Source organism: Mesorhizobium dulcispinae (assembly GCF_033977345.1).
Classification (GTDB): Bacteria; Pseudomonadota; Alphaproteobacteria; order Rhizobiales; family Rhizobiaceae; genus Mesorhizobium; species Mesorhizobium dulcispinae.
Genome location: NZ_JAVIIY010000001.1, coordinates 797,225 through 823,104 on the forward strand (window position 1 = coordinate 797,225; position 25,880 = coordinate 823,104).

Annotated in this window: 31 protein-coding genes; 17 read left to right on the forward strand and 14 right to left on the reverse strand. The window is 64.5% G+C overall.

Going from position 1 to position 25,880, the window contains the following annotated elements; all coding sequences use genetic code 11:
* Positions 1 to 496: 496 nt before the first annotated feature.
* From RFN30_RS03800 to RFN30_RS03810, 3 genes are all read right to left on the reverse strand, one after another.
* On the reverse strand, positions 497 to 1,051 hold the full coding sequence (locus RFN30_RS03800; RefSeq protein WP_320260775.1) for a dihydrofolate reductase family protein: 555 nt from the start codon (positions 1,049 to 1,051) through the stop codon (positions 497 to 499).
* Between the two features lie 101 nt (positions 1,052 to 1,152).
* Positions 1,153 to 1,299, reverse strand: coding sequence for a hypothetical protein (locus RFN30_RS03805; protein WP_320260776.1), 147 nt, complete (start codon positions 1,297 to 1,299; stop codon positions 1,153 to 1,155).
* 106 nt (positions 1,300 to 1,405) lie between these two features.
* Positions 1,406 to 1,639 carry a hypothetical protein gene (locus RFN30_RS03810; RefSeq protein ID WP_320260777.1) on the reverse strand — a complete coding sequence of 78 codons (234 nt, stop codon included), beginning with the start codon at positions 1,637 to 1,639 and terminating at the stop codon, positions 1,406 to 1,408.
* Between the two features lie 163 nt (positions 1,640 to 1,802).
* Here RFN30_RS03810 and RFN30_RS03815 point away from each other — a divergent pair, with 163 nt between their 5' ends.
* Positions 1,803 to 2,240 carry a YqaA family protein gene (locus RFN30_RS03815; RefSeq protein WP_320260778.1) on the forward strand — a complete coding sequence of 146 codons (438 nt, stop codon included), beginning with the start codon at positions 1,803 to 1,805 and terminating at the stop codon, positions 2,238 to 2,240.
* A gap of 82 nt (positions 2,241 to 2,322) precedes the next feature.
* On the opposite strand, the gene RFN30_RS03820 is transcribed toward RFN30_RS03815, so the two are convergent.
* Positions 2,323 to 2,853 carry a hypothetical protein gene (locus tag RFN30_RS03820; protein WP_320260779.1) on the reverse strand — a complete coding sequence of 177 codons (531 nt, stop codon included), beginning with the start codon at positions 2,851 to 2,853 and terminating at the stop codon, positions 2,323 to 2,325.
* A 317-nt stretch (positions 2,854 to 3,170) separates the two neighbouring features.
* Positions 3,171 to 3,713 (reverse strand): phosphatase PAP2 family protein, encoded by a 543-nt coding sequence (locus tag RFN30_RS03825; protein WP_320260780.1) that lies wholly within the window; start codon positions 3,711 to 3,713, stop codon positions 3,171 to 3,173.
* A 38-nt stretch (positions 3,714 to 3,751) separates the two neighbouring features.
* On the opposite strand from RFN30_RS03825, the gene RFN30_RS03830 reads away from it, so the two are divergent.
* The gene (locus RFN30_RS03830) at positions 3,752 to 4,234 is read left to right on the forward strand and encodes a DUF2127 domain-containing protein (RefSeq protein WP_320260781.1); all 483 of its coding nucleotides are present in this window, start codon (positions 3,752 to 3,754) and stop codon (positions 4,232 to 4,234) included.
* A 148-nt stretch (positions 4,235 to 4,382) separates the two neighbouring features.
* Here RFN30_RS03830 and RFN30_RS03835 read toward each other — a convergent pair whose 3' ends face one another.
* The 4 genes from RFN30_RS03835 to RFN30_RS03850 form a co-directional block, all read right to left on the reverse strand.
* Positions 4,383 to 4,805: a hypothetical protein gene (locus tag RFN30_RS03835; RefSeq protein ID WP_320260782.1), complete on the reverse strand. Its 423-nt coding sequence runs from the start codon at positions 4,803 to 4,805 to the stop codon at positions 4,383 to 4,385.
* Positions 4,806 to 4,919: 114 nt separating this feature from the next.
* The gene (locus RFN30_RS03840; protein ID WP_320260783.1) at positions 4,920 to 5,465 is read right to left on the reverse strand and encodes a cytochrome c; all 546 of its coding nucleotides are present in this window, start codon (positions 5,463 to 5,465) and stop codon (positions 4,920 to 4,922) included.
* Positions 5,466 to 5,476: 11 nt separating this feature from the next.
* Positions 5,477 to 5,875: a Cu(I)-responsive transcriptional regulator gene (cueR, locus tag RFN30_RS03845; RefSeq protein WP_320260784.1), complete on the reverse strand. Its 399-nt coding sequence runs from the start codon at positions 5,873 to 5,875 to the stop codon at positions 5,477 to 5,479.
* 12 nt (positions 5,876 to 5,887) lie between these two features.
* On the reverse strand, positions 5,888 to 7,414 hold the full coding sequence (locus RFN30_RS03850) for a multicopper oxidase family protein (protein ID WP_320260785.1): 1,527 nt from the start codon (positions 7,412 to 7,414) through the stop codon (positions 5,888 to 5,890).
* 193 nt (positions 7,415 to 7,607) lie between these two features.
* Between RFN30_RS03850 and RFN30_RS03855 the strand changes: the two genes are divergently transcribed.
* The 5 genes from RFN30_RS03855 to RFN30_RS03875 all read left to right on the forward strand — a co-directional run bounded on the left by RFN30_RS03855 (position 7,608) and on the right by RFN30_RS03875 (position 13,035).
* On the forward strand, positions 7,608 to 9,509 hold the full coding sequence (locus RFN30_RS03855; RefSeq protein ID WP_320260786.1) for a multicopper oxidase domain-containing protein: 1,902 nt from the start codon (positions 7,608 to 7,610) through the stop codon (positions 9,507 to 9,509).
* Between the two features lie 96 nt (positions 9,510 to 9,605).
* Entirely contained in the window at positions 9,606 to 9,764 is a 159-nt protein-coding gene (locus RFN30_RS03860) for a hypothetical protein (protein ID WP_320260787.1), read from the forward strand.
* A gap of 234 nt (positions 9,765 to 9,998) precedes the next feature.
* Positions 9,999 to 11,066, forward strand: a complete 1,068-nt coding sequence (locus RFN30_RS03865; protein WP_320260788.1) for a type III polyketide synthase — start codon at positions 9,999 to 10,001, stop codon at positions 11,064 to 11,066.
* A complete protein-coding gene (locus RFN30_RS03870) occupies positions 11,063 to 11,785 on the forward strand; it encodes a methyltransferase domain-containing protein (RefSeq protein ID WP_320260789.1) in 723 nt (240 codons plus the stop codon). The genes RFN30_RS03865 and RFN30_RS03870 overlap by 4 nt, the downstream gene beginning before the upstream one ends.
* A complete protein-coding gene (locus RFN30_RS03875; protein WP_320260790.1) occupies positions 11,782 to 13,035 on the forward strand; it encodes an NAD(P)/FAD-dependent oxidoreductase in 1,254 nt (417 codons plus the stop codon). Before RFN30_RS03870 ends, RFN30_RS03875 begins: the two co-directional genes overlap by 4 nt.
* A 6-nt stretch (positions 13,036 to 13,041) precedes the next feature.
* Here the strand turns inward: RFN30_RS03875 and RFN30_RS03880 are convergent, their stop codons facing one another.
* Entirely contained in the window at positions 13,042 to 13,854 is an 813-nt protein-coding gene (locus tag RFN30_RS03880) for a class I SAM-dependent methyltransferase (protein WP_320260791.1), read from the reverse strand.
* A gap of 267 nt (positions 13,855 to 14,121) precedes the next feature.
* On the opposite strand from RFN30_RS03880, the gene RFN30_RS03885 reads away from it, so the two are divergent.
* From RFN30_RS03885 to RFN30_RS03905, 5 genes are all read left to right on the forward strand, one after another.
* Positions 14,122 to 14,601, forward strand: a complete 480-nt coding sequence (locus RFN30_RS03885) for a DUF2231 domain-containing protein (RefSeq protein WP_320260792.1) — start codon at positions 14,122 to 14,124, stop codon at positions 14,599 to 14,601.
* Positions 14,602 to 14,908: 307 nt separating this feature from the next.
* A complete protein-coding gene (locus tag RFN30_RS03890; RefSeq protein ID WP_320260793.1) occupies positions 14,909 to 15,127 on the forward strand; it encodes an RNA-binding protein in 219 nt (72 codons plus the stop codon).
* 496 nt (positions 15,128 to 15,623) lie between these two features.
* Positions 15,624 to 17,264 carry a DUF2778 domain-containing protein gene (locus RFN30_RS03895; protein ID WP_320260794.1) on the forward strand — a complete coding sequence of 547 codons (1,641 nt, stop codon included), beginning with the start codon at positions 15,624 to 15,626 and terminating at the stop codon, positions 17,262 to 17,264.
* A gap of 236 nt (positions 17,265 to 17,500) precedes the next feature.
* Positions 17,501 to 17,977, forward strand: coding sequence for a glycosyltransferase (locus RFN30_RS03900; protein ID WP_320260795.1), 477 nt, complete (start codon positions 17,501 to 17,503; stop codon positions 17,975 to 17,977).
* The gene (locus RFN30_RS03905; protein WP_320260796.1) at positions 17,881 to 18,732 is read left to right on the forward strand and encodes a glycosyltransferase; all 852 of its coding nucleotides are present in this window, start codon (positions 17,881 to 17,883) and stop codon (positions 18,730 to 18,732) included. The genes RFN30_RS03900 and RFN30_RS03905 overlap by 97 nt, the downstream gene beginning before the upstream one ends.
* Before the next feature lie 2 nt (positions 18,733 to 18,734).
* Here RFN30_RS03905 and RFN30_RS03910 read toward each other — a convergent pair whose 3' ends face one another.
* Complete coding sequence (locus tag RFN30_RS03910) at positions 18,735 to 19,490, reverse strand: bestrophin-like domain (RefSeq protein WP_320260797.1); 756 nt, start codon at positions 19,488 to 19,490, stop codon at positions 18,735 to 18,737.
* Positions 19,491 to 19,732: 242 nt separating this feature from the next.
* On the opposite strand from RFN30_RS03910, the gene RFN30_RS03915 reads away from it, so the two are divergent.
* From RFN30_RS03915 to RFN30_RS03930, 4 genes are all read left to right on the forward strand, one after another.
* Positions 19,733 to 20,518, forward strand: a complete 786-nt coding sequence (locus tag RFN30_RS03915) for a ThuA domain-containing protein (protein WP_320260798.1) — start codon at positions 19,733 to 19,735, stop codon at positions 20,516 to 20,518.
* Between the two features lie 91 nt (positions 20,519 to 20,609).
* The gene (locus tag RFN30_RS03920; RefSeq protein ID WP_320260799.1) at positions 20,610 to 21,668 is read left to right on the forward strand and encodes a Gfo/Idh/MocA family protein; all 1,059 of its coding nucleotides are present in this window, start codon (positions 20,610 to 20,612) and stop codon (positions 21,666 to 21,668) included.
* 236 nt (positions 21,669 to 21,904) lie between these two features.
* The gene (gene add / locus RFN30_RS03925; protein ID WP_320260800.1) at positions 21,905 to 22,897 is read left to right on the forward strand and encodes an adenosine deaminase; all 993 of its coding nucleotides are present in this window, start codon (positions 21,905 to 21,907) and stop codon (positions 22,895 to 22,897) included.
* A gap of 81 nt (positions 22,898 to 22,978) precedes the next feature.
* Positions 22,979 to 23,380, forward strand: a complete 402-nt coding sequence (locus tag RFN30_RS03930; RefSeq protein ID WP_320260801.1) for a GFA family protein — start codon at positions 22,979 to 22,981, stop codon at positions 23,378 to 23,380.
* A 50-nt stretch (positions 23,381 to 23,430) separates the two neighbouring features.
* Here the strand turns inward: RFN30_RS03930 and RFN30_RS03935 are convergent, their stop codons facing one another.
* The gene (locus RFN30_RS03935; RefSeq protein WP_320260802.1) at positions 23,431 to 24,153 is read right to left on the reverse strand and encodes a 3-keto-5-aminohexanoate cleavage protein; all 723 of its coding nucleotides are present in this window, start codon (positions 24,151 to 24,153) and stop codon (positions 23,431 to 23,433) included.
* 263 nt (positions 24,154 to 24,416) lie between these two features.
* Positions 24,417 to 24,833, reverse strand: coding sequence for a winged helix-turn-helix transcriptional regulator (locus RFN30_RS03940; protein ID WP_320260803.1), 417 nt, complete (start codon positions 24,831 to 24,833; stop codon positions 24,417 to 24,419).
* A 105-nt stretch (positions 24,834 to 24,938) separates the two neighbouring features.
* On the opposite strand from RFN30_RS03940, the gene RFN30_RS03945 reads away from it, so the two are divergent.
* Positions 24,939 to 25,526, forward strand: a complete 588-nt coding sequence (locus tag RFN30_RS03945; protein WP_320260804.1) for a dihydrofolate reductase family protein — start codon at positions 24,939 to 24,941, stop codon at positions 25,524 to 25,526.
* Positions 25,527 to 25,632: 106 nt separating this feature from the next.
* On the opposite strand, the gene RFN30_RS03950 is transcribed toward RFN30_RS03945, so the two are convergent.
* Positions 25,633 to 25,827, reverse strand: coding sequence for a hypothetical protein (locus RFN30_RS03950; RefSeq protein ID WP_320260805.1), 195 nt, complete (start codon positions 25,825 to 25,827; stop codon positions 25,633 to 25,635).
* Between the last annotated feature and the right edge of the window lie 53 nt (positions 25,828 to 25,880).

The following is a 25,880-nucleotide window of genomic DNA, read 5'->3' on the forward strand; positions in this document are numbered from 1 at the left end:
CGCGCGACGCGCTTTAGGGCATGCTCGGCGGAATTCGACTTCGATATGTCGCACCGCTTGCGCAACGATACGCCAGCGCGTCTCGAACGCGTTCAGGCGAATTGCGAGGCCGGGACATGTCCGGCATGGTTCGGATCGGATGTGATGTGGTCGAAGGCTGCTTGCGCAAGCGTCCGCCGCGCCGGCGGCCCGGCAGCCTGGGGGGGTGTATTGGGTTCGGCGGCCGGGCCTGACCGGAGTTTGCGAGCCTGCCGGCTTTCTCGAACATGCGCTCGTGCTCATGCAAGGGCAAGAACGACCTAGGCCCTAAGACCAAAGCAGCACGGGCGGCGCAAACGGCCGAGCGGCGGCTTTCCTGATCCCGCTTCGGCTGGCCGGCGTGAACTTGCGGCGCTTAAAGCATGTCTCCCGAAAGTGGAACCGGTTTCGGGTAAAGACATGTGTAAAATCAAAACCCTAAAGCGCATGGAGCAAATCTGAAAGATCGCGACGCGCTTCAGGCAGGCGCGTAGCGCGGCAGCGTCACACCTTGCGAAAGGCTTTGCGTACCAAGCGGCCTTAGCGCGAGCGACAATCCATGCTGGAAATATGGCTTGCCGCCGCCCAGCACGACCGGATGCATGTAGAGCCGGTATTCGTCGATCAGGCCGGCGCGGGCCAGATGCCCGGCCAGTTCGGCGCCGCCGACGCTGATCTGGCCATCCGTCTCCGCCTTGAGCGACCTTGCAACCGCTACGGCGTCACCATCCGCCAGGCGGGCATTGGCGCCGACCGCGCGCAGGGTCGTCGAAAAGACGATCTTCGGCGTCTCCCGCCAGGCGTGGGCGAAGTCGCGCTCGACCTCTTCGGCGCCGGTCTTCCGGTCGGGACTGTCCCAGAAGCGCATCGTCTCGTACAGGCGCCGCCCGCAGAGCGCGATCGCGGTCAGCCGCATGTCCTCGTTGAAGTGCCGGTGCAGCTCTTCCTCGGGCACCGGCAGGTCGATGCTTCCGTCCGGCCCGGCAATATAGCCGTCCAGCGACATCAGCATGGAATAGATGATCCTCGCCACCGGCGCTTCCTTCTGGCTTGCTCGATCGCCAAGGATGCACAGCCTGATTGCATATTGCAATCGGTTTGCTGCAGAACGAAGAAGCCGGAAGCGCGCCCGCTTTAAAATCCGAAGAACTGCTTGCCGACGAAATAGCCGAGCGCGACGACCAACAGCGGGAACAGCGCCGGCGCCATCCTGCTGAACGGCGAGGGCTTTGTCTCCCGCACCGGAGCGTTGGGCTTGGCGTTGCCGAGGTTCTTGGTCATGGGTCCGTCGCCGGAGTCCGTTGCCGGTTGACCCATAATATTAGAAATCGCTGATTAATTTTCTCACAATTCGATCGGTGCAATTTGCAGCTATCGTCGGTCGTCGCTATTCCGCCTGCTGGGTGCGTTCGGCGAGCGCGAAGGCCTGCAGGTTTCGCGATTTGCCGAGATCCTGGTCGGCATTGGCGATGATGGCGTGGAAAGCGGCGCGGGCGATGTCCTTCTTCTTGGCGTCGGGATGCACTTTGCGGACGGCCTTGACCAGCTCCTTTGGTGTCATGTCGGGGGTGACGAGGCGCATCAACGTATCGCCTATGGCCTGCAGTTCGCTGGCATCCATGACCGGAACCCTGTGTTGGCTGCATGAACCCGGCATATAACGTGGCCAGAACGTCACTTTTGTGATGCGCGCCGCCCAAAATCGCGGCGGAGCGATGGTCTTTGTGCCCCAGGTCGTCGATGATCGGCATCCGAAATGATCAAAGGCGAATTGACGGGCCGCAATGCTTGGTGACCTTGCCGCCTTCGGCGGACTCTTCCTGGCGGCCTTCGCCGCGGCGACCATCTTGCCGCTGCAGTCGGAAGCGGTGCTGGTCGGCCTGCTCATGGCCGGGACCCATTCGCCGGGCGCGCTGGTTCTGGTCGCGACGATCGGGAATGTGCTTGGCTCGGCGGTCAACTGGCTACTGGGCCGCGGTATCGATCGCTTCCGCGACCGCAAATGGTTCCCCGCAAAGCCTGCCGCGCTTGACCGCGCGGCAGCGCGCTACCACCGTTATGGGAGATGGAGCCTGCTGCTGAGCTGGGCTCCGGTTGTCGGCGATCCGCTGACGGTGATGGCCGGCGTGCTGCGCGAGCCCCTATGGAGCTTTCTCGCTATCGTCACCATCGCCAAGGCTGGCCGATACCTGGCGCTGGCGGCCGCTACGCTCGGTCTTTAGATGCTCGTTGAAGCGGTTCAGAGTTTCCATCAAATAACTGAACCGCTCTATCGCTTGGCCGGGCGGAAACCGGCTTCACCGGCTACTTCACCGGGATCATCAGATGCGCGTAGGGTGTGTCGGGGAACATCACATAGGGCTGGGTCGGATCCGGTTCGTGCGGATACATGGCCATCAGGGCTGGTGAGTTCATGATCATCACGTGCGGCCCGTCATGCAGCCAGTCGGCGCCTTCGGGCGGCTTGGTCGCGAAGGGGTCGGTGTTGCTGGCCGCACTGTCGCCCTTCAGCATATAGGCGAAACCGACCTTGCCTTCCGGCGGCGCCTGCTTCTTCATGTAGGCCTGCATCCACGCCATCCCGTTTTCGTCCACGCACATCGGATCGTCGCTGGGCGTCCCCGGGTCGTTCGGGAAGCAGGTGAAGCCGTTCGTGCCCTTCTTCAGCGTCTTCATATCCCAGTTCATGACGGCGGCGTTCTTGCCGACCGACTTCGGCGCCGCCGAGATCGCATTCGCAATCAGCTGCTTTTCGCTTTTGTCGGCCGCGGGCGCGGCGGATGCCCAGGTGGCGGCAAGGGCCGCCAGGAACACATGGCTCGAATGGATGCGCATGGCTTACTCCTTCGCGAGCGCCAGTTCGATCGGCGCGTCGCAACGGTCAGCTCCCGCTCTTTGGAGTTGGCTGCTGTCCCATGAGGACCTGGAACGCGTCGGGCAGGATATTACTCTCAAAGTTGCATTAGCGAAACTTAATATGGATGGACTGATCGGGGCGATTCCGTTGACCCTTTCAAGTCTCCTCAAGTATTTGCGATGACGGTTTGAAGGCTGCGCGGGCGATGTCCTTCCCGGAAGCTTCCGGGTTCGCCTTCGGGTTGCCTTGGCCAGTTACTTCGGGATCATGCCGGTGCAACGTGGCGCGCCGCGCTTCAGAGTATCCTCGTCGCCAGCGTGTCCAGCCGGGAGTTCTCGCGGTAGGCAAGCCGCACCGCGATAGCGGCGGCGACCCCGGTTGCGGCGCCGCCAACGACGTCGCCGGCATAGTGGATGCCGATATGGAGCCGCGACCAGCAGATCAACAGCGCCGCGGCGAACAGGGCAAGCGTCCGGCGCGGCAGCGCCTGCATGGCAAAGGCGGCGACGATCGCCATGCTGGCGGTTGCGTGATCGGACGGGAACGACCAATCGGCGTTGGGCGCGATGAGGAGATGCGTGACGCCGGCGTCGTAGGGCCTGATTCGATGGACGAACAGCAGGATGATCTGGTTGATGCCAAGACCCAGCAGGAAGGAGAGGCCGGCGGACAGGCAGGCATGGCGCACATGTTGTCGGTCGGTCCTCGACCACCACTGCACCGCCACCGCGATCACCATCAGCGGCACGCCGAATTGTGAGATGGCGATCAATGTCCTATCAAGGAGCGGACTGATGCCGGCAGCCGAGTTGATCCAGTGCGTGAGCGAAGCGTCCATTCTTGTCTGGCTTCCCTTGTTTGTCGTGAGGTCGATCGTTGAAGCCCGCCGAAGAGCATCGCATTCACCAGCTCTTTGAGGTCAGCATATGGCTGAAAGGTGCCCATGCGCTGATCGAGTGCGTCGGCGGCATTCTGCTTTACCTCGTCACCACCGATACCATCGCTTCCTGGGTCAACATGTTCACCCAGGAGGAACTGATCGAGGATCCGAACGATTTCATAGCCAGCCATTTGTCGCAGATGGCGGGCCAGTTCTCAGTCGCCAGCAAACATTTCTATGCCTTCTATCTGCTGAGCCACGGCCTGATTAAGCTGCTTCTGGTCATTGGCCTGCTGCGCGGCAAGCTGTGGGCCTATCCGGCCTCGCTCGCGGCGCTAGGCGCCTTCATGGTCTATCAGGTCTACCGCTACTCCTACACGCATTCGCCCGGCCTGCTCGCGCTGACCGTCTTCGATGCGATCGTCATGTGGTTGATCTGGCAGGAGTGGAAGGTAGTGCGCCGCCACATGGCCGGCTGAGCGCACCGAGGCGCCGGCGTCTTCGTGGCCTTGCGAGTCGCGACGCCGCTCTCCGGCCGCCCTTGGCAGGTCGCCAGGGTCCGGAATTACGCAAAAAATGATTGAAGCGGTTCGGCGATCCGACCCGGACGCCGCACCGCTCCTCTTTCTACGCAGGGATCAGCATGGCGATGCGATGGACGCCGACCTCCTTGCTCGTATTCGTCGCCTCATCGGTCTTGCCCTTGGCGCAGGTGTACACGTCGCCGACCTTGAGCTTGAACTCCTTGTCCACCTTCTTGATGGTGAATGCGCCGGAGGTAATGGTGCACACCATGTCGTTAGGCATCACGCTTTGAGGCGCGTGTGCTCCGGGCTGAAACACCACGTCGACAATCGCGATGCTCTTATAGGCGGGAATGTCGGAATTGCCGGTGCCGACTTCCACCATCCTGACGCCGGGCGCGATCTCCTTGCCTTCCTTCGGGCCGTATTTCTTGGTTTTCGCAAACGTTGCCGTTGTGAACAGGGGCGCCATCGCGGCAGCCGTCACGCCGAGAGCGATAGCAGACCTGCGATTCATCGTTTTCATCGCATCCTCCCTAAACCTGTCATGCACGCATGAGCATGGCACTACATATTAGCACAACCTGATCTAATTGTGCAGAACGGTGCCTGCCGATCATCGCGCGGTTTAGGGCGTACCTCACTCCACCTTTTGACGAAATTTCGAATGGCAGCTCGAGCAATCCTGCAGGATGAGATGCAGGAGATGTTCGGCCGGCATGCCGGCGGGGTCGGCTTGCGCCGCGCCCGGCCGCTTGCCGAGCAGGCTGCCGCCATCCATCGGCAGCGTGGCGCCCATGCGCATGTCGCCGGTGATCCCAGGCGGCGCGTTGTCGGCCTTGGCGGCGAGCGCTTCGGCGAGCCGGCCGATATGGCGGGCGAGCGCCTCGAATTCCGGCCGGGCCTGGTCTATTTCCGGCTTGGCGCCTGACGGCGCGCCCAGCGTACCCGCGGGGAATTCGGCGATCAGGGCAGGGCCGGTGCGGACGCTGAGCGTCTTCGCCGCAGCCTTGAAGCCGGGCGCGTCATAAGCGCGCTTGCCATCGAACATTTCAACGATCGCTTTCGCGGCGGCCGCCATCTCCTTCATCGAGGCCTGGCGCGCCTCGACGAGCGTGTCGGCGGCGCCACCGGCTGCCGCTGGTGAGGGTGCTGCGGCAAGCGTCAGCAGTGCCGCCACGAGCATATGTCGCCGCCTCAATGCGCCGTGCCTTCTCTGGCCAGCTCGTCAATGATCGGGCAGTCCGGTCGGTCGTCGCCCTGGCAATGCTCGACCAGGTGGCTGAGCAGGCGCCGCAGGCTGGCGAGCTCGGCGATCTTTCTGTCGATCTCCGCCAGCTTGGCCTCGGCGATCGCCTTGACGTCGGCGCTTTCGCGGTTGCGGTCCTGATAGAGCGACAGCAACTGGCGGCACTCGTCGACCGAGAAGCCGAGGCTGCGCGCGCGCTGCAGGAAGCGCAATTCGTGGATGTCGGCCACCGAGTAGTCGCGATAGCCGTTATCCGTGCGGTCCGGTCTCACCAGGCCGATATCTTCGTAATAGCGGATCGTCTTCGAAGGCAGGCCGGAGCGTTCCGATGCGATGCCGATGTTCACGACGAAGACCTCCTACACCTTAACGTCGACAACGCCCATCATGCCGAGCTGCTCATGCTCGAGGATGTGGCAGTGATACATGCGCGGTCCCGGCCGCTCCTGGCGCGTGATGAGCCGCACCGTCTCGCCGCGCGCCACGTTGACCGTGTCCTTCCACGCCAGGCAGGGCGGATTTGAGATCTTGCCGTCGCGCTCGTGCTCGATCACCTGGAACTGCGTGCCGTGAACATGGAACGGATGATCCATGTCGGCGTGGTTGACGATTTCCCAGAGTTCGGTTTCGCCGGCCTTGGCGACGATGTCGACACGCTGCATGTCGAAGGCCTTGCCGTTGATCAGGAAGCCCATCTCCATGCCCGTGGCGTTCATCGCCATGGTCTCGGTGAAGACGAGGCGGCGGCTGACCGTGGGAGCCCCAAGCGGCGCGATCGGCCTCAGCCGCTCGGGCAGCGGCGGCATCGCTTCAGCCGGTGTATCCGAGACATCGACCGTCAGCAGCGTCAGTCCGGCGTCCGCCGGCCTGCCCGGACCCATCCAGCCGCGGTCGTAATCGAGCGTGGTGAGGGTTGCCGCACCCGGCTTGTCGAAGGCGACGACCAGTTCGACGCGCTCAGCCGGGCTGAGCAGGATCTCGTCGACCGCCACCGGCGCCTCAAGCAGGCCGCCGTCGCTGCCGATCACCGTCATCGCGGCGTTGGCGAAGGCGAGCCTGAGGAAGCGCGCATTGGTGGCGTTGTAGAGCCGCAGGCGACGCTTCGCGCCCATCGCCACGGCGAGCCGCGGGTTCTTCTGGCCGTTGACCAGCACATGGTCGCCGACGCGGCCGTTCATCACGTCGTTCATGGTGTTGGCGGGCATCGAGCCGTCGGCGGCAAGGCGAAGGTCGGTGAACATAAGCACCGTGTCGCCGTATTCGGCCGGAACCGGATCGGCCTTGGCTTTGACGACGAAGGCGCCGGCAAGGCCGCGATAGACCTGCTCGGCCGTCTTGCCGTGCGGATGCGGATGATACCAGTAGGAGCCGGCCGAGCCCTCAGGCAGCTCGAAGGCGTAGGCGCGGTCTGCGCCCGCCGCCACGGGGTCCATCGGATTGCCGTCCTGGTCGGCAGGCACCGGCATGCCGTGCCAGTGGATGGTGCTTGGCTCGCCCTCGATCCGGTTGGCGAAGGTGATCTCGACGCGGTCGCCCTCATAGGCCTCGATCAGCGGGCCCGGGCTGGTCCCGTTATAAGCTAGGATCGGCGTGTCCTTGTCGGCGACAAAGCGCGCCGTGGCGGGTCCCGCCGTCAGCCTCGCCTTGAACAGCCCGGTTTGCCCGGCCTCGTTGGCAAGCAGCGGCAATTCGCGCAGCGCCTCGCCCTCGGGCAGCGCGGCTGGGCCTTGGCCCATGGCGCCCATGTCATGGCCGGCATGGCCACCCATATCCATTCCGGGCATGGAGTCCATGTTCGACATGCCGTCCATCTTCATCTGCGCCAGCGCGCGTGGGCTCGCCAGAACCGCCGCCAGTCCTGCCGCCAGAAAGCCGCGTCGATGCATTTTTTTCTCCTCGATCTCGATCAGAAGGTCCCGCCGAACGGCCTCGCCCCGGACGCTAAGGGTTCCAGTTGCTGGAAGGTCAAGCGCGATCGAGGCCCTGCGCCGGAATTTTCCGGCGAATGGATCGTAGTGGCCCCGGCCGCGTTCATGCGCAGGGGATGCAACCAGCCGTTTCATCGAGCAGAGGCGCATCTTGCTCATCCAACCGATCGACTATTTCCTCCTTGCCTGGTTCGTGCTCGCGGCGGCGTCGACGCTCTATGTCGGCTTCGACCAGTACCGCAACAATCCCGAACCGGTGGTGATGAAATGGGGCTTCATCCTTGTGACGCTCTATATGGGCCCGATCGGTCTGCTGCTTTACGTGCTTGCTGACAAGGAGCCGCGTCCCGGCGAGCACGAGGCCTTCACCGGCCCGCTCTGGAAGCAGGGCGTCGGCTCTACCATCCATTGCGTCGCCGGCGATGCCACAGGCATCATCCTTGCCGCGGTCGTCACCGCCACGCTCGGCCTGCCGATGTGGCTCGACCTCATCGTCGAATACCTCGCCGGCTTTGCCTTCGGCCTGTTCATCTTCCAGTCGTTGTTCATGAAATCGATGATGGGCGGCAGCTACTGGGACAATGTGAAGAAGAGCTTCCTGCCCGAATTCATCTCCATGAATTTCATGATGGCCGGCATGGCGCCGGTCATGAGCTTCCTGATGATGGGCCGCGACATGCGCGCCATGGAGCCGACCGAGCTGCTGTTCTGGGGCGTGATGTCGCTCGGCGTCATCGCCGGCTTCGCGTTTGCCTATCCTGCCAATGTCTGGCTGGTCGCGCGCGGCCTGAAGCATGGGCTGATGACCGAGCGGGAGACGGGGGCAGCCCGTCGTCCTGCCGGCGAGCAGCATGCGCAGATGCAGATGGCCGACGCGGGCGGCCATGGTCATCACCAACACAGCGCGGCCTCTCGGAAGGGCCAGCGCGCTGCTGGCCATCACATGCGCTCGGACGCGACCATGCCGCAGATCGCGGCACTCGGGGCTGTGTCGGCGCTGGCGTTGGCGATCGGCATGGCGGCGCCGGCGAACTGGCTGAACCTCAGGCTCTCGGCCCGCGACGTCGGCGGGGTGATCATGCCGCGCGGCATGATCATGGACCGCGACACGCCGGGCGACGCCATGCGCGACATGGCGGCGGCCGATCCGCGCCAGGTGACCGCTTCCTACGGCCTCGCGGCCAAGGGCGACCAGGATCTGCCGTTTCGCGTGGAGAACGGGGTAAAGGTGTTCGAGCTCAGGCCCTCGGTGGTCCGCTGGCAGATCCTACCGGACGTGACGGTCGACGCCTATGCCTATAACGGCCAGATCCCGGGACCGCGCATCCATATCCGCCAGGGCGACCGCGTCCGCATCAACGTCACCAACGCACTGCCGGAGGATACCACGGTGCACTGGCATGGCCTGATCCTGCCCAACCAGATGGACGGTCCGGCCGAGATCACACAAGCGCCGATCGAGCCGGGGCAAACCTATTCCTACGAATTCACGGCCACCCAGCACGGCACCTATTTCTATCATCCGCACGCCAGGCCCGACCGCACCCAGGCGCTCGGCCTCTACGGCGCGCTGATCATCGATCCCATCAATCCCGCCGACGAGGTCGCCGCCGACCATGACTATGTCATCGAGCTGCAGGAATGGCTGGTGCGGGAAGGGCTGACCTATCCTTCGATGCCGATGGACGGCGGCATGCCGAATTTCTTCACCATCAACGGCAAGGCCTATCCCTCGACCGATACGATCCGCATGAAGGTCGGCGAGACGCTGAAGGTCCGCTTCATCGGCACCAACAACGGCTTCATCCACCCGATGCACATCCATGGCGGCCCGTTCGAGGTCGTCGCCCGCGATGGCGAAACGGTTTCCCCTTCGGCCCGTTTCCTTGCCGACACAGTCAATGTCGGACCGGGCCAGCGCTACGATGTCATCTGGAAGGCGCAACGACCCGGCAAGTGGCTGATCCACTGCCACATCCCGCATCACACCACGAACAACAATGTCGAGGAAAAGGGCGGCGGCGGACTGATGGTCGTCATCGATGTCACGTGATTGCGGCAGGACGCTCGGCATTCCCTATCCGACGAACGCGGCTGGAACTCGGAACCCTTGCCGCTCTCGCAGGGTTTATATGCGAGGCGAACTGCCATGGAAGACAAACCGCCTGCCGATAACCCGGGAAGGATCCTCGCCACCGTGCTGGCGGTCTGCCTCATCATCATCGCCCTGTTCTTTATCGGCTTCAAATATTCGGAGCGCGATCAGGGAGCGTTGATCGTGCCCGGAGCGGTCCAGGGCAGCAAGTGATCGGCCCGAAGTCCTTGCCTGCCAGGGCGCGGAAAGGGCTGTAACACTTTGATTTTGCCTATCATCCCTTCCAAACCTTTTAGGTTCGGGATCACACGTCAGGGAAGAAACAGGTTTTCCGAAACGTTTATCGAACAGGCAACGCTCAGTGCCTGGCGCCTGACGACGGCGCTCATGAGCAAGGAACCCCCCGGCAACAGCTCGCACCGCGCCCGAGGCCCAGGGAGACAGTACATGTCCGCCAACGCCTACATCAACCGGATCGCGACAGCGGTTCCGGAGCATGAAGTCCATCAGTTCTACCTGCGCTACGCCGCCTCGATGCTGGCCGACGATCGCAGGAGGATATTCGAACGCATGGCCGGTCTTGCCGGCATCGAGCACCGCTTCTCTTGCTTTGCTCCCGCCCTTGACCCCCAGGGGCCGTCAGCCGACCTCGGCGGAACCTTCAAGCGCGGCGCGTTTCCCGGAACGGCCGCCAGAATGGCGATGTTCAGCGAAGCTGCACCGGTCCTGGCGCAAAGCGGCGTCGACGGGCTGCATCTCGGCGACGAGGCGTCGCGCATCACCCACCTCATCGTCACCACCTGCACCGGCTTCTCCGCGCCCGGCATCGACCTCGATCTGGTTCAGCGCTGCGGCCTGCCAGAGGGCATCGAGCGCACGATAATCGGGTTCATGGGCTGCTATGCCGCGGTCAGCGGCCTCAAGCTAGCCCGCCACATCGTCCGCTCCGATCCTGAGGCTAGGATTCTGCTGGTCAATATCGAAATATGCACCTTGCACATCAGGGAAACCACCGAGTTGGAGAAGCTTTTGTCTTTCTGCCTTTGGGGCGATGGCTGCGCGGCGACGCTCATCACCGCCGAGCCGCCAGGCATCGAGCTCAACTCCTTCTGCTGCGCCGTCGCCGACGAGCAGCGGGAACTGATGACCTGGGATATCCGCGACCAGGGCTTCGACATGTTTCTCTCCGGCAAGGTGCCGGCGGCGGTCCAGGAAGCGTTGCGAAGCAACCAGGACGCCATCCTTGGCGGCCGGCCGCCGGAGGCGATCGACCTCTGGGCCGTGCATCCCGGCGGGCGCAGCATTCTCGACGCCGTCGAAAGGGCGCTCGATCTCGGGCCTGCCGCGCTCGAGCCGTCGCGCAAGGTGCTGCGCCGATACGGCAACATGTCGTCGGCGACGGTCATGTTCGTGATGGAAGAGATGCTGAAGAAGCCGGGCGGCTTGCTCGGCTGCGGCATGTCGTTCGGACCGGGGCTGACGGCCGAGACCATGCTGTTCAGGACGGTCTCATGACCGCGCTCGCCCAGCGCAGCCTCGCTCCAGAAATCTTGGACGGGCTCGCGGCCGACGATGCGCGGGCGCTTCGCTCGCGCCGCGATCTCGCCCGCATCAACGCGCTGATGTTCCAGGCGCCGATCATGGCCTCGCTGCTGCGGAAATTTCTGCCTAAGCCGCCCGGCCGCATCCTGGAGATCGGCGCCGGCGACGGCACCTCCATGCTGAAGGTGGCGCGGCGCATGGCAAGGCACTGGCAGCACGTGGAACTGACGATGCTCGATCGCGTCGGTCTCGTCACGCCGAAGCTCACGGCGGATTTCGCCGCGCTGGGATGGACGGTCCAAACCGTCACCGCCGATGTCTTCGACTGGGCGGAGCAGGCGGATGACAGATGCTTCGACGCGATCACGGTCAACCTGTTCCTGCATCATTTCGACGACGCCGGACTGCTGCGCCTGTTTTCGCTTTTGCGCCGCAAGGCTCCGCTCATCCTGGCGTCGGAACCGCTGAGGACAGGCTTCGCGCTGACCGCCGCCCGGCTTCTGCCGGCAATCGGCGTCAACGACGTCACCCGGCATGACGCCGTCCAGAGCGTGCGCGCCGGCTTTCGCGGCAATGAGCTTTCCGACTTCTGGAGCGCCGCCGGCGGCAGCCCGCTCGAGGAGCGGCGCGCCGGGCTTTTCTCACACGTCTTCGTCGGCGAAGCGCAGATGCCGGCCGGGGATGCGGCATGAGGCGGCCATCCACCCACGATGCGATCGTCATTGGCGGCGGTCCGGCGGGCGCGTCGGCGGCGCTGGCGCTCGCCCGGCGCGGATGGGCCGTCGCGATCGTGGAAAAGAGCGCGTTTCCGCGCCGCAAGGTGTGCGGCGAATATATGTCGGCAAGCAACCTCGCGCTCCTCGACAGGTTGGGGATCAGCGATGCTTGGCGCGCCGAGGCCGGTCCCGAAATCCGCCGGGTCGGACTCTTTTCCGGCGACACCCGCATCGAGGCGCCGATGCCGGGCGCGTGTGCCGGACCCGTGGCAAGAGACGGCTTCGGCCGCGCGCTCGGCCGCGACATATTGGATACCTTGCTGCTTGATGCAGCCCGGTCGGCCGGCGCTGAAGTCTTCCAGCCCTGCCGCGCCGTCGCCATCGAACGCGACGGTGATCGCCAGGCGGTACGGATCCAGGCTAAAGGCGGCAGCTCCGGCAACGAGGCGACGATCCTGCGGGCGCCGGTGATCGTCGCCGCGCACGGCTCGTGGGAGCCGGGGCCGCTGCCGAGCCAGCTTGGAAAGGTCAATCGCCCCTCGGACCTGCTCGGCTTCAAGGCGCATTTCACCGGATCATCGCTGCCGCCCGACCTGATGCCGCTGCTAACATTCCCAGGCGGCTATGGCGGCATGGTGCTCGCCGACCACGGCCGCATGTCGATCTCCTGCTGCATAAGGCGCGATAAGCTCGCCCGGCTGCGCGGCAGCCTTGCCCGCGAGGGCGGCGGCCAGGTCTCGGCGGCCGAGGCCGTCGAGCATCACATCATGGCGACCTGCCGGGGCGCGCGGGAAGCCCTGGAGCAGGCCCGCCGCGACGGTCCGTGGCTTGCCGCCGGGCCGATCCGGCCCGGCATCCGCGCCGGCTACGAAGCGGACATCTTCCGCGTCGGCAATGCCGCCGGCGAGTCGCATCCGATCATCGCCGAGGGCATATCGATGGCGCTTCAGTCCGGCTGGCTCCTGGCTCTGGAGCTCGGCGAGGCGGCAAACGGGCAGGGGAAGCTCGAGGCGGCCGGCAGGCGCTACGAGGCGGCCTGGCGGGGATTGTTCTCGACGCGGGTCCATGCCGCTGACGCCATCGCCCGGCTGGCCCTTGGCCCCGGCGGTGCCGCCTTGATAGAGGCGGTCGTCCGCAATTTCCCGCAGACGCTAACGCTGGGGGCGCGGCTTAGCGGCAAGACGAAAGCCGTCCCCGGTCTCGCCGATGCGCGCCTTGCTCGATAAACTGCCTCAGCCCACAGCCATTATGACATGCGCCTGAATTTTGGCGGCGACCTCGCCGCTGCCGTGCCTGTCCGCAATCACCGATGCGGCATAATCCGTCGCGGCTTCCAGTTTACCCGCGTCCCTGGCCTCGATTTCGTTGCGAAGTGGGGAGCCCTGACAATAGCCAACGGCCGGAATGCGCGGCGAGGATGCACGACTTTGTTCGGCCCGCGTCTCGATCACCACTCGGGAGAAACCTGCGTCCTCCAACTCGCGGCGGATCAGTGCCGTGTCGTGGTAGCCGTACGGCGTGCGCGCCAGAAAGCGCGGCGGATCGTCCGGAAAAATCCTCGCAAGCGCGTTCGTTATATCGTCCGCAAAGTCATTCTCCTCGATGCGGTCCCATACGTTGAACAGAAAACGTCCTCCGGGCTTGAGCACGCGCTTTGCCTCACGGTAGCCAAGCGTGCGGTCTGGAAAAAACATCGCGCCGAACTGACAGCAAACGACATCGAAGGCCGCGTCCTCGAACGGCAGCGCCAGGGCATCAGCCTGGCGCCACGTGATGCGGCTGTCGGGTTCTTGCCGCGAAGCGGCGTAATCGAGCATCGGCTGGCTGAGGTCGGTTACGACATAGCTTGCGCCGGAGGGCAGTTTTGGCGCCAACGCGCGGGTGACGACCCCGGTGCCCGCGGCGATTTCCAGAACCGAGCCGGGCGAGAGTGACGCTGCCCGTCGCGCCAGATCCGCGGCGTAGGGCTCGAAAATCAACGGCACCATATAGCGGTCGTAGTTTTCCGGAACCGAGCCCGCGAACACCTTATCCGTTTCCAACATCGCGATTACCCGCCGTTCATTCGATGGCTCGCAAGACTAGCACATAAATGTTTGTTTTGGCTCGGTTTCGACCGAGATCCGCGCAACGGCATATGGGGCTATGCCGGTCGTTGCTGTCGGGCGTTGAAGCGCCCGCACCGGCCGAGCTTGTGGAACATTCCGAGGCTACCGGAGTTCGCTATGTATCCGGCTCTTTGCCGCCAAGCCCGTGATGCGTTGTGATATGGCCTGAGGGCGGCGCTCGCCACGCCTCCGGGAGGCATTACGATGGCTAACCACACGATCCCCCACAATCCGCACAGCACGGCAAGCATCGCCGGCCATCCTGTTCATGCGATGCTGATACCGTTCCCGATTGCCTTCTTCGTCGCGAGCTTCGTTTGCGACCTCATCTTCTGGCGGACCGGCAATCCGGGCTGGGTCACCGCTTCGCTCTGGCTTCTGGGAGCCGGTCTGATCATGGCCGCGCTGGCCGCTCTTGCCGGCCTGACCGATATAGTGGGCGATGCTCAGATCCGCAATCTTCGGGACGTATGGCTTCACGCCGGCGGCAACGTGATCGTCGTCCTGATCGAACTTTACAACTGGTACTCGCGATATGCCCAAGGTGAGGCGGCGGTGATCCCGATTGGCCTCGTCCTGTCGCTGATCGTTGTGCTTATCCTTCTGTTCACCGGCTGGAAGGGCTGGGGAATGGTCTATCGGCATCACGTGGGGGTTGCCGACGGCCCGGACCAAATGCGCTGAATTTGCGACGCTTGCCGGTTCTTGAACCAACTCCAGGAAAGCGCGCGGCGATTTCGTCAGGAAATGCGTGAAAACAAATAGTTGCATCGGGTAAGCGATTCAAAGGCTGAACAGCTCCAGGGCCTCGTGGGCCCGGGACCTTGGCCGATCGTGGTGTCTCAGCTTGAGGACCCGCTCTACGACTACGAAGGAATCGCTACGCCGCCTCGAAGGGTGTAGGATATCTTGTCGTCCGCACCCAGCAGAGGCACACGGACGCTTGAAAGAGTAGATCGCGCTTTCGCCCATTTAGGGGGAGGGAAGCGTCATGGCTTTCACCAAGCACAGCGGCGTATTCACACCAGTCGAGCTCGAGCTTCTCCAGAGGGTATTCGACCAGCTGTGCAACGAGCGCCGTCTGGCCCTTAAGGACGGGGACCAAAGAAAACAGCTTGCCTGCGACGTCATTGAAGCTTTCCAAAACGGCTTCACCGCCGAAGCGGAGTTGTGGCAGTCGCTGTCGAAGCGCCGCGCGGCCAGGGCGTGAAGCGATCTGGCTTGGCAGCTCTGTCCCTGATTTTCGGCATGCGACGAGCCTTCCTTCACGCCACGGAATTTCGCTTCGCATTCCGCTTGCGAACAGCTGTCGCACCTCGCCGCGCCAGGTTCTTCCTGCCGTTTTTTTACCTTAATCCGTCCTTAGCTGGCGATCGCCCGAGAGGGTAGAACCTTCGCGCTTGCTTGACTCGGCCCGCAAAAACGGGCAGCAAAAGCGGGCGAAGGGGAGCTTTTTTACCGTGGCGGAGACCATGGAGGGCTCTTTTTCGTATGGACCGTCGCCAAATTGGCGGCTGGTGGAGGGATTGGTTAACCATCTTTGTCCATCTTTTGAATCAATCGGCAACAGACGCGTGAAGGTGCAGGGGGCACCAGGCGAACTGTGATCGTGACGGGTGCCAGGTCCGCAAACCGGCATGCCGATTGAGAGTGGTCGTATGGCGTTTTTGCGTTTGAAGAACCGGGGTGACACTCCTGAGAGGGGTTTGACTTCGAAGAGATCCGGCCAACGCTGGGTCGTGGTGCCCGCTATCGGCGTGGCACTTGCCCTATGGTCGGTCGCGACCATGGCCGGCCTTTATTCTGTGAGCACCTCGCTCACCGCCGCCTCCAACGGATTGCCGCAGAGCCTGCTTGCGCCGCGCAGCATCGCGCTTGGCGACCAGCGCCGCAAGCTCGCCAATGCCTGGGCGCCGCGCCTTGCCGCGGCCGGCGCCTATAAGACGGGCTCGCTCACCGGAGGCTGCGATGCCGGCTGCGTCGGCCTCGCCGCCAGCTTTGAGCGCTCCGCGCTGACCGCCTCGACTCCGACCCATGACGGTAAGGCCGCACGGCTGAAGCCGGTGGCGCCGAACAGCGTCGCTTATGAGAAGATCGGTACAACACATGAGAAGGCCATGGTCGTGGCCTCCGCCGCGGACGTCGCCGACCGTTTCGACAGCGTCATCAAGCGCGCCGGGCTTTCGCCGCAGAAACTAGCCGATGCCTTCCAGCGCGCCGAGCACGCGCCCTTCCTGCTTGCGAGCCTGCCGGCGGCGAGCCGCTTCGGCGTCGATGCCCAGACCGGATCGACGCAGACCGGTCCGGCCCGGATCGGTTCGGCAGAGAGTGGCCCGGCTGAGGCGCGCTTCGGCTCAAGTCAGGTCGACGTCCAGCGCGCCTCCGAACTGGCGCTGGCGCTCGCCAATGTCATGCCCGAGGAGACCGTAGACGTGCCGACCGCGGTCGCGCTCGCCAACGGCGAGGCGCCCGATGCGACGGCCGGCGCCCCCGATGATGGACAAGCTGACGATGGACAAGTGCAGCTCGCCTCGCTGCCGCCGCAGGACGGATTGCCCGACAGCATCGCCGTTCCGGGTCTGAGACCACGCGCCACGCTCGAGCGCGCGACCGAGGCGCCCGAGCAGAATTCTGCGCGGAAGCCGGAGCCGCCCAAGCCACAGACAGCCCAGGCTGCGAAGCCCCAAGCTGCCAAACCGCAGCCGGCCGCTGTCGATACCGCGGAAGGCCCGCGGTCACCGCGCTCGCTGAGAAGTTCAGATCAGGCGCTTCCGGGCGTGCAGGGCTCGAAACCGATCGATACCGGGTCGACCAAGCGCGGCAAGGCGCAAGCCTCGGAGATGCTCGCCTACGCCAAGCCGGATACGCCCGAGCGCGGCGGTCTCGGCAGGGCATTCGGGAGCCTGTTCAACTCGCCTTCGATGGGCAATGGCGTCGCCGTCTACGATATCTCGGCCAAGACGGTGTACATGCCGGACGGCTCGAAGCTCGAGGCGCATTCGGGCTTCGGCTCGATGGTCGATCAGCCGCGCTTCGTCGATAAGAAGAATGTCGGCCCGACCCCGCCCGACACCTACAATCTGTCGATGCGTGAATCGCGCTTCCACGGCGTCGAGGCGATCCGGCTGACGCCGACCAGCGGCAAGAATAAATTTGGTCGCGACGGCCTGCTCGCACACACCTACATGCTGCGCGGCGGCCGCGCCGAATCCAATGGCTGTCTCGTCTTCAAGGACTACGCCCGCTTCCTGTCCGCCTACAAGAAGGGCAAGATCAAGCGCCTCGTCGTCGTCCCGCGCCTGACCAGTTCGCCCACGCGGGTGGCCCAGGAAGGACGCCAGGGCTGATCAAGCCGGCATAGCCGCTTTCCGCTTCCGCCGGATCATGTTCTTTGCCGCTGCGAAGCGGCGGCGACCTCACGTTGTCGGTGGGAAAGCTCGAAATCGGCGAGATTGAGGGGGCGCAAAAATATACGCCCCCTCCCAGGATATAGATATGGCGCACCCCGGGCTTGCGGCAAGACCGCGGCCATGGCGTATGTACGCTGCCCTTGGCCTGAGTTTTTAGGAAAGGGAGCTTTTGCATGCGGATTTTGTTGTCGACCTACGGTTCGCGCGGCGACGTCGAGCCGGTTGTGGCGCTCGGCGAGCGGCTGCAGGCGCTCGGCGCCGAAGTGCGGGTGAGTGTCCCCGGCGATGAGGAATTTGCCGCGCTGTGCGCCCGCGCCGGCGTGCCGCTGGTGCCGGCGTTCGCGCCGGTGCGCGAATGGGCAAAGGAGATGATCAGGCGTTCGGCGGCCGCTTCGCCCGAGAGCCGGGCGAAGCTCATCTCCGGCCAGGCGGCCGAGATCCTCGTCCGGCAATACGATGCGCTCATGGCGGCCGCCGAAGGCTGCGATGCCGTGGTGGCCTGCGGCCTTTCCCGTCCTGTGCCGCGGCGCGGCTGGTCGCCGAGCAAAAGGGCATGCGCTACATCCTCGGCACCTTCTGTCCGATCTGGCTGCCGTCGGCGCATCACCGGCCGCATGAGTATCCGGTGCATCCGCTTCCGGCAGGGGTGACCGACAATCGGTTGCTGTGGCAGACAGATATCGCGACCAAGAACGCGCTGTTCGGCGAAGCGATCAACAGCCACCGCGCGTCGCTTGGATTGCCGGCGGTGGACAATGTCAGCGACTATGTCTTCGGCGATCCTGTTTTGCTCGCCTGTGACCCGACGCTCGGGCCGTGGCTGCCCTCGGACCTGACTTCCGCCATGCAGACCGGCGCCTGGATCCTGGCCGACAAGCGGCCGCTTCCCGACGGGCTGGAGGCGTTCCTCGAAGCCGGCCCGCCGCCGGTCTATGTCGGCTTCGGCTCCATTGCGGTCGCGAGCGAGGCCGGCCGGGCTGCCATCGAGGCGATCCGCGCCAGGGGCAGGCGCACGGTCATCGCGCATGGCTGGGCCGAGCTCGGCCTGATCGACGACCGGGACGATTGCTTCGCCGTCAACGATGTCAACCAGCAGGCGCTGTTTGGCCAGGTGGCGGCAGTCATCCACCATGGCGGCGCGGGCACGACTGTTGCGGCCGGCCGGGCAGGGGCGCCGCAGGTGGTGGTGCCGCAGATCGGCGACCAGCCATACTGGGCACGGCGCGTGGCCGAGCTCGGGATCGGCGCCGCGCATGACGGTCCGACGCTGACTGCGGAGTCATTGTCGTCGGCGCTGGAGACCGCGCTTGCATCTGAAACTCGCATCCGCGCGAGCGAGGTCGCCCGTTTGGTCCGCGCCGATGGCGCCGAGGTGGCGGCGAAGCTGTTGGTCGATATGTCGTGATCTCACTCGGTCAGTTCCGCCAGCGCCCTTTGCAGGGGCGCCTGCGAGACCTGGATCGGGCCGGAGAAGGGTGTGTCCATGTCCAAGATCAGGTAGATTGCCGCAGCCGCTAGCGCCCCGGAAATGAGGAACGTGGCGACGATGGTTCCGTTGCGCGGCGCCCGGAAGCCGAAGCTGGCGAAGATCAGCATCAGCCAGGCGACAAGCAGCGCGATCAGCGGCACCGGGATCGTGCCGTCGGATTGTTCGACTAGCACCCAGCGCTGCTCGATCACCTTCTGAAGCTGCTGCTGCGCGACTTGCAGTGTCGCGGCGTGCCTCGCTTCGGGTGGGTTCAGGGCCGTCAGTTGGTCGCCGACTTGGTTGAGCAGCAGCTCCGACAACCGGTTGGCGACCGTCGGTGTCCTCTGCGTGTCCGAGGCGGCGTCCACCAACCGCTGCAGGTAAGCGGTGAGCGACGCGCGCGCGGCACCGGTCTCCGGGCCGTATTGCCTGAGCGAGCGGTCGAGCAGGATCAGTTCCGTCGCGAAGGTGTGGACGTTGTGGTCGATGGTTTCGAACGAGCTCTTGGCCGAGTTGATCATCAGGCCGAGCACCAGCGAGGACATCACCACGAAGAGGTTCGCGGCAAGCCGCACCACGGCGCTGGTATCGTCCTGGCGGTGATGGGCGGGAAAGCGCTCATACACCATCAGGCTGACCAGCGCGGCCCCGGCCAGACAAGCAAAGATCGCTACCCCTGCAACCACTTCGCCCATGGCCAATATTGCGCACGGGAAAAGGCGCTTGCCAATTGGGTCAAGAGGCTGAATCAGTTTGGCGGCATAAGGGTCTATGTCTTTGTTTCGGAAGGAAGCTTTCTGGCTGACGCGCTCGCTGGCAGACGTCCCGCGTAAGGTCCCGTCCAGCCAACACTTGAAATCCGCTTCCAATACCCGCCGAAGCCTTTATGAATGAGCGGCGGGGCGGCTCCACCTCACAATCATTCACGAGGCTATCCATGACAATACGCGCTGTCGTCTGGGGCGAGAACATCCATGAGCGGACCAATGAGGTGGTCGCCGGCATCTACCCGGAAGGCATGCACATGACCATCGCCAGCGCGCTCAACGCCGACAAGGCGATCTCCGCCTCGACCGCCACGCTGGAGCAGCCGGAGCACGGCCTGCCGGAATCCCGCCTCGCCGAGACCGATGTTCTGGTCTGGTGGGGCCACAAGGACCATGGCGCGGTGGCCGACGAGGTGGTCGAGCGTGTCGCCCGCCGCGTCTTCGAAGGCATGGGGCTGATCGTGCTCCATTCCGGCCATTTCTCGAAAATCTTCAAGCGGCTGATGGGCACGCCCTGCACGCTGAAATGGCGCGAGGCCGGCGAGCGCGAGCGGCTCTGGGTGACCAGCCCGAGCCATCCGATCGCCGAAGGCATCGGCGAGTATTTCGAGCTCGAGAACGAGGAGATGTATGGCGAGCAGTTCGCCGTGCCGGAGCCGCTGGAGACGGTATTCATCTCCTGGTTCCAGGGCGGCGAGGTGTTCCGCTCGGGCCTGACCTATCGCCGCGGCGCCGGCAACGTCTTCTATTTCCGCCCCGGACACGAGACCTATCCGACCTATCACGACGCCACCGTCCAGAAGGTGCTGCGCAATGCGGTGAAGTGGGCGCACAACCCGCAAGGGTCGAAGCCGGCCATCCTCGATGCGCCGAACGTGCCGGTCGAGAAGGCGCTGGAGCCGATCGTCGAACGCGGCGGCAAGCTGCATGCGGCCGGCGAGGCCGGCTTCCGCTGAGGTGAATCCAGTTTTCCGTCTAGAACCGCGTAACGCTTAGACCACATCCGTACCTATCATTGAATCGAACCAATTCGCTCGGAGGAGCACAATGCGGCTTTTGATACTCGGTACCGGCTGGATGGCGCAGGAGCATGCCCGCCGCTTCAGCGCCATCGAGGGCGTCGACATCGTCGGCGCCGTCGATGTCGATCCGGCCCGCGTCGGCGAGTACGCCGATGCCTACAAGATCCCGAAGCGCTTTACCTCGCTGGAGGCGGCGCTCGACTGGGGCGATTTCAACGCGGTCGCCAATGTCACGCCGGACCGCATCCACCACCCGACCACCATGGCGCTGATCGCCGCCGGCAAGCCGGTGCTTTGCGAGAAGCCGTTGGCCGAGAATTTCGGCAAGGCAAGTGAGATGGCCGACGCGGCCGAAGCCGCCGGCGTCGTCAACATGGTGAATCTCACCTATCGCAATGTGGCGCCGCTGCAGAAGGCGCGGCAGATGGTGCAGGCGGGCGAGATCGGCACGGTGCGCCATGTCGAGGCGTCATACCTGCAGAGCTGGCTGGTGTCGAAATTCTGGGGCGACTGGCGCACTGATCCGAAATGGCTGTGGCGGCTGTCGCGCGGCCATGGCTCGAATGGCGTGCTCGGCGATGTCGGCATTCACATTCTCGATTTCGCGAGTTATGGCGCGGCCCTCGACATCGACCACGTCTTCTGCCGGCTGCGCGCCTTCGACAAGGCACCGGGCAACCGCATCGGCGACTACCAGCTCGACGCCAATGACAGCTTCGCCATGATGCTCGATTTCGCCAACGGCGCATTCGGCGTGGTGCATGCCAGCCGCTGGGCGACCGGCCATCTCAACGAGCTTCGGCTGCGCATCTATGGCGACAAGGGCGGCATCGAGGTGGTGCACAATCTGAACGGTTCGCTACTCAAAGCCTGCGCCGGCGAGAATGTCGAGAACGCCAAATGGGAAGAGCTCGACGCCGGCACCGTGCCGACCAACTACCAGCGCTTCGTCGATGCGGTGAAGAGCGGCGCCCAGACCGAGCCGAACTTCCGCCATGCCGCTGGTCTGCAGAAGGTACTGGATCTGGCGGTTGTGTCGGATGAGAAGCGCGCCGAGCTGAGGGCCAACGCGGACACGCAGTAGTGCCTTTCCTCGCCCCCGCCAACGGCGGGGGAGAGGTGTCCGCGAAGCGGACGGAGAGGGGGCCTTCGTAGGGCGCTCCCCCGCTCCGTCTCGGCTTCGCCGAGCCACCTCTCCCCCACTTCGTGGGGGCGAGGAACCAGTTCCCGTGCGACCTCCGCACAAATCTTTCAATCATTTCTTGAAGCCTTGACCTCGCCTTTCGTGATTTGATGCGGCCGCGAGCTCGGGAGGCTTCATTGACCGACTACATCGGGTTGCCGAAGGCCGAAGTGCACATCCACGTCGAGGGCTGCTTCGAGGCCGACGACGTGATCAGGAATTGCGAGGAGGCTGGCATTCCGCTGCGCGCGCCGCGCGACAGGCTCTTCGAGGCGCATGATCTGAAGAGCTTTCTCGAAATGCTCGACTGGCTGTGCGGCACGTTCCGCACGCGCGAGCAACTGGCCGTTACCGCCTATAAATTTGCGCGGCGCATGGCCAAGAGCGGCGTACGCTACGCTGACGTTATCGTCAACCCGACCCACTGGCCGCACTGGCACCGGAACATCCCCGGCATGATCGACGCCTTCGACGCGGGTTTCGCGGCCGCCGAGCAGGATGGGTACCCGCCGGTCGGGCTCTGCGTCAGCCTGCTGCGCACCCAGTCGGCCGAGGACGCGATCGAGCTGGTGGAGTTGCTGGGCAGGATCAGGCACCCGCGCGTCGTTGCCCTTTCGATCGACGGAAACGAAGCGGCCGCAGGCCGCACCGGTCCGCGCTTCGCCGAGGCGTTCCGGCGCGCCGCCGCGGCCGGATTGCGGCGGACCGTTCATGCCGGCGAGTCGAGTGGTCCAGAAGGTGTCCGCGACGCCATCGAACTGCTCGGTGCCGATCGCATCGACCATGGCGTGCGGGCGATCGAGGAGTCGGCCCTGGTAGACTTGCTTGCGCAGCGGCGGATTCCGCTTGGCGTCTGTCCGATCTCCAACATCGCGCTCGGCGTCTATCCTTCGCTTGCCGAGCATCCGATCGATGCGCTCCGCAAGGCCGGTGTCCCGGTCTCGATCAACACCGACGATCCGGCGCTGCTCGGCACGACGCTCGAAGCCTCTTACGCCGCCTGCGCCGACACCTTCGGTTGGGACAGCGAAACCATCCGCCAGCTCGCCGCCACGTCGGTGCATGCGAGCTATGCCGACACGGCGGTGAAGGCGCGGATACTGGCGGACCTGGCGACCTGGCAGGGGTAGGAGACGAGGCGACCGCAGCATGCTTTCGCCGCGCCGCCGAACTGCATAAGGTGCCGGATCCGTTGGTCGAAAGGAGCCAGCATGGTCACGCGACGCGCCGAATGTTCGTGCGGCCAGCTGTCGGCCACTTGTATGGGCGAACCGGTGCGCATCTCGGTGTGTCATTGCCTTGACTGCAAGCGGCGCACCGGCAGCGCTTTCAGCTACAATGTGCGCTTTGCCGAAGCCGATGTGGTGATAGATGGGCGTGCGCTGCAGTTCACGCGCACCGGCGAGCAGGGCGGGCGAGTCACCTACAGCTTCTGCCCCGATTGCGGCACCACCGTTCACTACCGCATCGACACGCAGCCCGGTCTTACTGCGATTCCAGTAGGGGCATTCGCGGACCCGTCATTCCCGCCGCCCTTCCAATCCTTCTATCACGAGAGCCGGCGCTGCGAATGGGTCGAGATAACGGCCGAGCCGCTGACGAAGTTTGGGTGACTTTTTGGCCTTGGTTCCTCTCCCCCACTGTCGCGGGGCGGGGAAGCGAGTCACGCCCTGCGATAAATCCCGACCGCCGCCTTCACCAGCGCCGCATTCCCGTCGGCCACACTTCCGTCCGGCAATTGCTTCCCATCCTCCAGCCCGACACGCGTCGAGAGCTTCCGCGCCGCCGCACGCTCGACGAAGGGCCACACGGTGGCATTCTCGCCATGCAGCAGGATGGAACGTCGTATGCCTTCGCGCTGGAGCACCTTTTCGATGCCGTCGGCGACGGCAAAGGCTTCGTCCACCGTCTGCTCGGAAATCTCGATCAGCACGCGCAGCACCCGGCCGCCATGGTCGAGGGCGGCGAGCCTGAGCGCGTCGCCGATCGAGGCCAGACCGGCCTCGATACCGATGCCGCGGCCGCGCAGGGTTTCCATCACTTCGGGCGCCGCCGCCTCGCTGAGATTGACCGAGGCGTAGTCGGGCAGTTCATGCCAGCCGGCGATGGCGGCAAGCGTGCGCCTGTCATCCTTCTCGATCCAGGCGCCGGTGGAGACGCCGATCAGCGTGCCCGGACAGGCGCGACGCAGCGCGGCCACCGTCCGGTCCACCGCTTCCGGAGCGAGGCTTTCCTGGCGGTCGGCGCCGCGCGCATGGACATGCAGTTCGGCCGCGCCTGCCGCGATCGAGGCCGCGCCATCACGCGCCATGGCGTCCGGGTCGAGCGGAAGCGCCGGATGGAAATCGGTGGGGCGGGCGCCGTTGATACAGGCCTGGACGATCATGGTGACGATCCTGTTGCAAATGCGAATCTAGCGCAGCCAGGGCAAAGCGGAAACGGCCACCGGTCAGGATTGCTGGCAGCGGCAAACAGACCAGTGCCAATTGCAAGCAGGGGCGGGGGTACCTCGCGGGAAATCGTCAGCGGGAGCGCCACCGATCACTATACGGGGAGGGGATGCCGGCAGGCAGGTGAGGGGCAGCGCGAGCCTTCAAAAACTTGGGTTTCCGTGCGTCGAGACGGATAGGTGCGCTCGAGCGGCCCGACTTACCTCAGATGCTCGGCCCTGAGCTTCTCTTTCATCCGCTCAAGCGCCGGTTCGTTCCCGGCCGCCAGTTCCCTGGCGATACGGGCAAGGTGATCGTCCGCCTTGCGGTACTTGCTGCCCCAGGCGCCCAGTGTGGCGAGCACCGGCAGCAGGTCGATGCCGGCCTCGGTCAGCCGGTAGATCGCCTTCAGCCCATGGGTCGGATCGTCGCTGCGGGTGAGGATGCCTTCGTCCTGCAAAGTTTGCAGCCGCTCGGCGAGCGTCCGCGACGAGATGCCTTCGTCCGATTGCAGGAACTCGCGAAAATGCTTTTTCCCGGCGAAGGCCAGGTCGCGGATGATCAGCAGCGTCCAGCGGTCGCCGATGAGCTCGAGCGAAAGACTGATTGGGCAGCCGGACCTTTCTCTGGTCGACATAAGTTTGGTTCCATTTTTAAATCACTTTACTATTGACACCATTCACTCTGCGCGTCAAATGGTTCCATAAGTAAATCGTTTGTCGAAACACGAGGAGGACCAAAAATGAAAAAACTCGTCCTGCAGATGCAGATGTCGGTCGACGGTTTCGTCGGCGCCGATGAGGACCGTCGCTGGCAGCTTTGGGAATGGGGCGACGAGAGCGACTGGGACGACGAGTTGAAAGCGGACTTCAACGCAGTCTTCGAAACCGTCGACACCATCCTCTTGAGCCGCAAGATGGCGGAGGAGGGCTACCTCAACCACTGGAGCAATGCGGCGAGGAAGTACCCAAAGGACCGTTTCTACGCCTTCGCCCGGCGCATCGTCGAAGCGCAAAAAGTGGTGCTGAGCGACAGGCTGAAGACCTCTCGGTGGGAGCGCACGCGGGTCGCCGGCGGCGACCTGCCGCGCGAGGTCAATGCGTTGAAGGCGGGCGAGGGCGGCAACATCGCCGTCTTCGGCGGCGCCCGCTTCGCCACGGCGTTGATCGCCGCCGGGCTGGTCGACGAATTCCAGCTCTTCATCAATCCGGCGGTGCTGGGCAGCGGGCTCCGCGTCTTCGACCAGGGCGGCTTCACCAGGCTGAAGCTCATCGGCTCGAAGGCCTATGCCTGCGGCATGGTGGTGAACCGCTACGCGCCGGTGCGGTGAGGGGCCATCGAGGCGCGCGCTGCCTGAATCGGTCTCGCAGCGCGCCGTCCCAACTGCTTGTTGCCTGGGCTTTTCCTGTTGGACGGTGGGTTGTCGGCTTTCCGCCTTACTGGGTTGACTGCGGCGCCAAAGGGTAGGCTTCCCCGCACCCCGCCTCTTCATTGGCCGCGGTGGTGAGCCACCAGGCTTCAAGCGGCGTCAAACCGATAAGCACGCGGCCGGCAAGTTCGGCGGGCTCCTCATTGGCCATATCAAACACCGCCCAGCTGCCGGTTGGGTCCAGAACGGCGACGAACCTCATTTCGAGACTCCATCCATGAAGATCGCCTAATATAGCAGGAAATCCATGGCGAT